Below are 6,860 nucleotides of genomic sequence, written 5' to 3'. Positions count from 1 at the left end.
GCCATCATCCGGACCGAGCTCGGACGCGCCCGGATCGCAAGCCGCCCGGGACAGGACGGCATCATCAACGCGGTGTTACTCGAATAAACAAGGGGGATCGTCCCCGCCTTTTTTTTCGCACCCGGTCACTCCTGTGCGGATCATTCGTTTCGCCAGCGTGCAGCAATTGTTTTTTTAGGTTCTGCTGCCCCATAGTGTAACCATGCGGAGGATCTATTATCGTTATCCCCAGCGGGTGGATCTCTCGTTTGCAATGGGGATGACCTTTCCGGAAACCCTGCAGTACGTTTCGGAGCTGAACGGGCAGGAGTCTACCAAGACCACGGGAAAGGAGCTCGTCCGGGTCAAGGTGAAAGTGGAGCTTGCGACCAACCGTGCGGAGTTTGGCGATATCACGCCCGATGTCCTGCGGCCGGGCGTGATCACCGAAGCCGCCGATCTCAAGGTATCGGTACTTGCCCTTGCTCTCCGCGGGAGCGGGAAAGTCCCGGTGGCCAACGACGTCTTCTATGTCCGGCTCACCGACCGGGGCTCAGCCACCGATATTGACATTGCCCGGGAGGATGCCGGTGAAGGGCTCGATGCTCTCGATGTGAAAAACATCCTTCTCGGAAAATCGAATTGACGCTCCGGATCACGGTGGCAGCACCGTTCAGGCACACGCGGAAGAACGCCCTGCGCAGGAACGAGCTCGTGTACTATTACGCGCTCGACCGCAAATGGATGAGCACCGACCAGGCCGCCGTCCTCTTAAAGCGGGCGGAAGAGGCAGGCCTTGTCCGGCAGGAGAGCGGCGTCTACACGATCCTCTTTGACCCGGCCACCGAGACCATTCCCATCGGTTTCCGGCCGGGCTCGGCCGTGTTCGAGGCAAGCGATCCGGCCCAGGAGCTGATCGGCCGGATCATGAAGGCCCGGAATATCCCGGAGACCGATGTGGTTGCCGAGATGAACAGGGTAATCCGGGAGCAGTTCGGCGGGAACCTGCTCCCCCCGGCAGCGCTCGTGCTCCTCGCAAAGAAATACGCAGTTCCGTACGAGGATCTCCGTGATGCCCTCATCGCCGCGGTGAAAAAGGGATAGCCTTTTTCCCGCAGGTGCAGTCTTTTCCCCACCTCTTTTCCGCAGGCACACTCTTTTTTACCGGGTTTCCCCGGAAAACCCATATAATTCCATGGTTATACAATTATATATGCAGGCACGAATACATGGGGGGCGGCGACCGCACTCCGCCGGGATCCCGTGGCTCTTTGTTGCCACGATTGTCGGTGTTGTGGTGGTCCTGGGGGCGGCGGTCATCTATTTCTCCGGCGCCGGCGTTCAGGTACCCTCCACGCACGCCTCGTCCGATATGATCCCGGCCCACGTGACGACCGGCACCCCCACATCCGGTGTAGTCACCCCCACGCCCACGTTTGTTGTCGTCCCGACAACGGCAGCGTCCATCCCGTTAAGCGGCGTCTCCATCAGCGTCAGCTACATCGGCGGGTTCAACGGCACCTACACTACCGGCGGCGTGACCATCCCGGTCACCGGCTCGGGCTCCCAGGTATACACGGTATCCGGGGCGAGCGGGATGATCTCAGCCACGTTCCAGAAGATGGACAATACCGCTACCCATGCGCTCACGGTGACCATTTATGAGAACGGTAATCAGCTGGCCACCCAGAGCACGAGCGCAGGCTACGGGAAGGTAACAGTCACGGCAAACGTGTAACGTTCCCGAAAAGATCTCTTTTTCCTGTCTGGCCGTTTATTCCCGGTTACCAGATCCCCGGTTTATTGAGAACAAAACAGACCACCAGGATGCCAATGGCTATGCTCATGGCAAACAGTGCATCCGTGATCAGTCCCACCACGAGGAGCAGGGCAAACAGGGTGAAGCAGGACACCGCGAGGCCCCCGAAAATTCTCAGGTTCAGCCACCGGGAATGATTCTCAATCACGGAATGTTCCGGCCGGGTGCTGAAGTACAGGGTTTTGTCGTTCTGGCTTTTTGAGATCACCAGGGGTCCCGGGCAGGAAGGGGGGCTGCAGAAAGGAGGATATGGGGGAGGGGAACCAGATACCGGGGCTTTGTTACGTTTACCGGTCTGCTGCCAATTCCACGTACGGCATTATCGAGATGACGTCGTCTTTTATCGTGTCCATCCCGACACGTTCCACAAACCTCGCTGTCCGCTCGTGGGGCTTTGCCTGCTTCCGGTAGTATTCCATCAGGCGCTCTGCGCAATCAAGGGCCTCGGCGGCTGACAGGCTTTGGGCAATTACGTCGCCAAACCGCGGGCGGGTCCCACCGTTCCCGCCAAAGAGCACCGTCCACCCCTTGTTCGTCCCCATGATCCCGATGTCCCGGGTGTGGCTCTCGCCGCAGCACCGGGGGCAGCCCGAGATCCCGATCTTCACCTTTGCGGGGAAGCGCCGGTGCCGGAAATGCGCATCCGTTGCACGGGCAAGAGCTACGGCATCCTGGTTGCCATATTTGCAGCACTCCGTGCCGGGGCAGGCCTGCACAAACTTCACGCAGGGTGCTGTCTCGGGCTGGGCAAGCGTCCCGAGCTCCCGGATAACCGAGGGAACTTCTTCCGGCGCGATGCCGGCCAGAAGAAAGCGCTGGCCGGAGGTGATCTTCAGGACCGGGATGCGGTACCTCCTGGCTACACTTGCGATTGTTTCGAGGTCTTCGGGCCGGACCATCCCGGCCGGGATCCGGGTTACGATGGCGCGGGTCTTGCCGTCCCGCTGGAGGACTCCTTCGTACGGCTGTGTCATACGCATGCTTCCTTTGGGGGAGTGCTGTACCGCGGTGGATTATCAGTGTTGCGCTCTGGAAAGCCGGGAAGCTCCCGGGGGAAAATAACAGGCCATGTTCCGGGGAGGGTAAAGGGGGGAAAATCCCCCAAGGACAGAGGGTTGTTCCGGCCGGCCCGATCCGGCCGGATTCATGCGGTTATCCGCAGTTGGAATACGGGCATATGGCCCTGAACCAGCAGCCGCAGCAGCTGTATCTCAGTCCTTTCGGACATTGCGTTTTGGTTGGCATACAGGAGAATTACTCCGGGACGGAATATATCTGGCGTTGAACGCAGTTTTTTCTGCACTAAAAAACGGCTATATGCCGCCTATGATGGAGGATCCTACCGGGCAGCGATACGCACGCGTACCGTAAAATCCATGAGAACCGCAAAAAACAGCAGCGCAAAAAAAGTATTGTGCCGGGAAATTATTTCCGGGCCTTCTTCTCTTTGGGTTTCTTCTCTTCGCCCTCAGCCTTCTCGGTCTTGGGGAAGAGCTCGTCCAGGGTCTTCTCACCGTACGTGGTCACGCGTGCGTTGACCTGTACGAACTCGGGGGTGATCTGGTGGGAGCGGATCATCTTTCTCCGGCGCTCGCCATCCATGCCCGGGTGGAACCCGACGCCCTCGGCGAGCAGGAGTTTCTTTCTCCCTGCGCCCGGCAGGCTCTTTCTCGCCGGCGTGCCGGTCTGGTCCGAACCCCCGGTGATCAGGATCTTATAACCGGCAAGCCCGAGGGGGCCGGCGTCAACCTCGTCCCCGATCTTCTTGCCCACGATCGCCCCTGCCGCGCCGGTGCTGGCATCGACATTGTAAGCGCGACCGGTCTTCGGGTCTGATACGACAACTTTTAACTCAACCATGCTTGATTCTCCGTATTGGTTATCCCGGCACACCCACGGAACACGGGCATCCCGTTCACTTTCCTGCCCACTGGCGCCAAAAACGCCTGTGCACGTGAAGTACCCATGTAATTATACCGGTACGCTATTAAACCCTCGCGTCCCTCAGGAGGCCTGCTGCAGTGCCGCCCGGCACCGCCTCACTTGCCCCAGAATGGTTCGGCCTTGCGCCGGATTGCAACAAACTCTGCAAGCACTTCCTGCGTACTGATGTTGAGGTTCTTGAGCATCTCGCGCTCAAGCACCTTCACATGGCGTTCGGGGAGGTCCACTAACAGATCGTCCCCCACGTTCAGCTGCCGGCCCACGGTCGCCCCCTCGATCGAGATCGCCACTTCGAGGCCGGCGTCCGCTTCCTTGATCGACTCCTGCCGGAGCTGCATAGTCTTGAGGTGCCCGACCTTCTTTCCGTCGAGCTTGACAAGGTCGACATCGCTCCTGAGCTTCCCGCCCAGCACCCGGACGCCAACCACCGCCGGGTTGCTCTGCCGGAAGACGCAGTCCGGCAGGAGCCGGATCTTTGCCGGCATCATCACATGCTCGAACTGCGCCTTCTCCGCGATCCGTTTCTGTTCGTCCCGATACGCGACGTACTGATCGATAAGCTGGTAGATTACCTGTCCCGAGAAGACCTTCACCTGCGTGTAGAGCGGGTCCTTGATCATCTCTGCCGCATCGGGAAGTATCGGCGTATTGAACGAGAGAAGGACCCGGAAGGTCGGGTTCTTGATCGTCTCGGTGTCGATCAGGTCATGCCGGCTGACCGGGCCGACCTGTGCCCGCATCACCTTGATCTCCTTGGTCTCCAGCTCCTTGCAGAGTGCCTCAAGCGCCCCGATCGTGTCCGCCTTGATCACGATTCCCTCGTCGGCAAGGTTCACGTGAATCTCCTGCATCTCCTTTCTGATCCGGGCCGCGAGCTCATCCGCGTTCCCCCGGGTTACAAAGAGCGGCGAACCGGCGATCACTTTCTCGAGGCCCGGGGCTGAGACTTTGATCCCTGCAGCCGCGACCACCGATTTCACGCGCTCGAACCGGTCCTCGACGAGGATCTCCTTCATCGGCCGGGGTTGTAAGAGCGACCGGACCTTGGTGGTCACCACGTCGTCCTGGCTGGCCATCGCGATCTCGTCGCCAACCGAAAGCGTGCCGTTATACAGGATTACATCCAGCGTCGTCCCCAGGCCCCGCTCCTCCTTGACCTCGAGCACGGTCCCCTCGCCCGGCCCATCGGCCGAGAGTTTCAGTTCCTCGCCCATGTACCGCTGGGCAAGCCCGATCATCACCATCAGGAGGTCAGCAATCCCTTCTCCGGTATGGGCGCTCACCGGCACAATCGCCAGGTTGCGCTGGAAGTCGGAGACCCGGTCATAGCGGTCGGCGGAGAATCCGAGATCGGAGAGTTTCCCCACGATCTCGTAGGTCTTGGTCTCGATATCGTTTCTCACCCGCTCGTTCTGTTTTGTGAACGTAGACTGGAATGGTTCGTCTTTATTGATCCGCCAGCCATGGATCCGGTCTACCTTGGTTGCCGCGATTACAAACGGCGTCTTGCAGTTCCGCAGGATCTGGAGCGCCTCGATCGTCTGGGGCTGGAATCCCTGGCTGATATCGACGACAAGGATTGCCATGTCGGCGAGCGCCCCGCCCCGGGCCCGGAGCGTGGTAAACGCGTGGTGCCCCGGGGTATCGATGAAGAGCAGGCCGGGAATGTTGATGGGGATCTTCTCCATCGTCCCGCTCATCTTCCGTATTGCTTCAATGGGGACGATGGTCGCCCCGATATGCTGGGTGATCGCACCCGCTTCCGAGGAAACGACAGATGAACCGCGGATCCGGTCGAGAAGTGAGGTTTTCCCGTGATCCACGTGTCCCATAACGCACACAATCGGCGTCCTGATCTTCGGGTCTGCCGCCATTTCCCCAACCCTCCCGTTCGCGCGTGCCCTGATCGCAGATTAAAAATCATCCGTGGCGCAGCGTCGCCGGACGACGCATGCCATCTATTAACGATATCCTGTCAGGGCCACCTGATAACTTAATGGATGCCTCTCCCTATTAATAGTCGCTCACGATCCCACGGATCCCTTGAGCCCGGAAAAAAGCCGCAGGACCACGGTTGTGCAGGGAGAAATATTAATCAGAGTTCACACCCAAATTAACTGGAACATCTGCCAGGGTAGGGTAGTCTGGTTATCCTAAGGGGCTGTGGATCCCTCGACCCGGGTTCAAATCTCGGCCCTGGCCTCGTTTTTGCTGGAAGAATTTTATCGTTTTGCCCGGATCGGGCCGTCCCTGTCGCCCTGCAAAAAAATTAAAAAAAATCATGCGGAGAGCGATGCCTGGATGGTCCAGGGACCGCTCGCGTTCACATCCAGGTAATACTTCCCGCCGCCTAATGTCTTGGTGATGGTCACGGAACTTGTCCCGATACTGTTTGCGAGGAGCGCTACCCGGCTGCCCATGCTGTCGGTGAGCCAGACAATGTAATTGCGTTCACCGGTATAGTTCAGGGTAAATGCCCAGGTGCCGGACCCGGCTGCAGTAAAGGGGACCACCGAGCTCCCGTTCCCGGAGAGCGATGCCGAGGATGTATCGGTTGTTCCCTGGTAGAGCGAGTACGTGAGACCGGGGGCAGACTGTTTCGCGATGGTCCCGGATGACGCGGTATAGACCCACACGGTATGTAACCCGGTATCCCGGGTCACGAGGTACAGGTTGTTCCCCGTTGCCTGCCATGTCCCGTTGTACATGACTCCCGGCTGGTTTGCAAAGGTTTCCTGTGTTGTCCCGTCCGGATAAAACGTGATCCTGAGCAGGTATGCCGGCCCCGGGGTCCTCCACGCCCCTACGATGGGATCGAGAGAGAGCGATGCAGACAGGGCCCGGGCCGGCGGTGCCGAAACTACGGACGGGGCGGCTACGGTTGCCACATCCGCAGTTCCCGCCCCGATGCACCCTGCGGTGAGCACGGCGCTGATGCAGAGCACGGCCAGGCAGGCCGGCCCGGCCCCCCGCAGGCACCGGAACAGATGCTTTCCTCCCAGTGACATTCCCAATTTCCCCCTCCCTTGGTAAGCGCATACTTTGTTGCATGGGTTATGAGTACTTTGTGCTGATCGAACCACGCGGTTATATCAATGAAACGGTTGGTTATCCGCGG

8 protein-coding genes, 1 tRNA gene and 1 pseudogene are annotated in these 6,860 nt (G+C 59.4%); 5 read left to right on the top strand and 5 right to left on the bottom strand.

Annotation, left to right across the window (positions count from 1 at the left end; all coding sequences use genetic code 11):
• The 4 genes and pseudogenes from VMS83_RS04155 to VMS83_RS04140 all read left to right on the top strand — a co-directional run.
• Window positions 1-87, top strand: a pseudogene (locus tag VMS83_RS04155) (30S ribosomal protein S8e); the annotation flags it as partial.
• Window positions 88-202: 115 nt separating this feature from the next.
• Entirely contained in the window at window positions 203-625 is a 423-nt protein-coding gene (locus VMS83_RS04150) for a hypothetical protein (protein ID WP_325410162.1), read from the top strand.
• Entirely contained in the window at window positions 622-1,083 is a 462-nt protein-coding gene (locus VMS83_RS04145) for a DUF2240 family protein (protein ID WP_325410161.1), read from the top strand. The genes VMS83_RS04150 and VMS83_RS04145 overlap by 4 nt, the downstream gene beginning before the upstream one ends.
• A gap of 109 nt (window positions 1,084-1,192) precedes the next feature.
• Window positions 1,193-1,717: a hypothetical protein gene (locus tag VMS83_RS04140; RefSeq protein WP_325410160.1), complete on the top strand. Its 525-nt coding sequence runs from the start codon at window positions 1,193-1,195 to the stop codon at window positions 1,715-1,717.
• A gap of 46 nt (window positions 1,718-1,763) precedes the next feature.
• Here VMS83_RS04140 and VMS83_RS04135 read toward each other — a convergent pair whose 3' ends face one another.
• From VMS83_RS04135 to infB, 4 genes are all read right to left on the bottom strand, one after another.
• The gene (locus tag VMS83_RS04135; protein ID WP_325410159.1) at window positions 1,764-2,006 is read right to left on the bottom strand and encodes a hypothetical protein; all 243 of its coding nucleotides are present in this window, start codon (window positions 2,004-2,006) and stop codon (window positions 1,764-1,766) included.
• Between the two features lie 79 nt (window positions 2,007-2,085).
• Window positions 2,086-2,772 carry an NAD(P)/FAD-dependent oxidoreductase gene (locus VMS83_RS04130; protein WP_325410158.1) on the bottom strand — a complete coding sequence of 229 codons (687 nt, stop codon included), beginning with the start codon at window positions 2,770-2,772 and terminating at the stop codon, window positions 2,086-2,088.
• Window positions 2,773-3,223: 451 nt separating this feature from the next.
• The gene (locus tag VMS83_RS04125) at window positions 3,224-3,658 is read right to left on the bottom strand and encodes a 30S ribosomal protein S6e (RefSeq protein WP_325410156.1); all 435 of its coding nucleotides are present in this window, start codon (window positions 3,656-3,658) and stop codon (window positions 3,224-3,226) included.
• Between the two features lie 179 nt (window positions 3,659-3,837).
• Window positions 3,838-5,616 (bottom strand): translation initiation factor IF-2, encoded by a 1,779-nt coding sequence (gene infB / locus VMS83_RS04120; RefSeq protein WP_325410154.1) that lies wholly within the window; start codon window positions 5,614-5,616, stop codon window positions 3,838-3,840.
• Between the two features lie 254 nt (window positions 5,617-5,870).
• Between infB and VMS83_RS04115 the strand changes: the two genes are divergently transcribed.
• Window positions 5,871-5,944: transfer RNA gene (locus VMS83_RS04115), tRNA-His, on the top strand.
• A gap of 77 nt (window positions 5,945-6,021) precedes the next feature.
• On the opposite strand, the gene VMS83_RS04110 is transcribed toward VMS83_RS04115, so the two are convergent.
• On the bottom strand, window positions 6,022-6,750 hold the full coding sequence (locus VMS83_RS04110; protein WP_325410152.1) for a hypothetical protein: 729 nt from the start codon (window positions 6,748-6,750) through the stop codon (window positions 6,022-6,024).
• Window positions 6,751-6,860: the final 110 nt, after the last annotated feature.

This window comes from Methanoregula sp., assembly GCF_035543475.1.
Classification (GTDB): domain Archaea; phylum Halobacteriota; class Methanomicrobia; order Methanomicrobiales; family Methanospirillaceae; genus Methanoregula.
The sequence above is the reverse complement of the archived record's forward strand: the minus strand, read 5'-3'. Positions and strand labels throughout refer to the sequence as shown.

What these genes read in the sequence shown, in the direction of transcription:
- VMS83_RS04150 (WP_325410162.1), top strand. Translation starts at nt 203, where the DNA reads ATGCGGAGGATCTATTATCGTTATCCCCAGCGGGTGGATCTCTCGTTT.
- VMS83_RS04140 (WP_325410160.1), top strand. Translation starts at nt 1,193, where the DNA reads ATGCAGGCACGAATACATGGGGGGCGGCGACCGCACTCCGCCGGGATC.
- VMS83_RS04130 (WP_325410158.1), bottom strand. Translation starts at nt 2,772, where the DNA reads ATGACACAGCCGTACGAAGGAGTCCTCCAGCGGGACGGCAAGACCCGC.
- VMS83_RS04125 (WP_325410156.1), bottom strand. Translation starts at nt 3,658, where the DNA reads ATGGTTGAGTTAAAAGTTGTCGTATCAGACCCGAAGACCGGTCGCGCT.
- infB (WP_325410154.1), bottom strand. Translation starts at nt 5,616, where the DNA reads ATGGCGGCAGACCCGAAGATCAGGACGCCGATTGTGTGCGTTATGGGA.
- VMS83_RS04110 (WP_325410152.1), bottom strand. Translation starts at nt 6,750, where the DNA reads ATGTCACTGGGAGGAAAGCATCTGTTCCGGTGCCTGCGGGGGGCCGGG.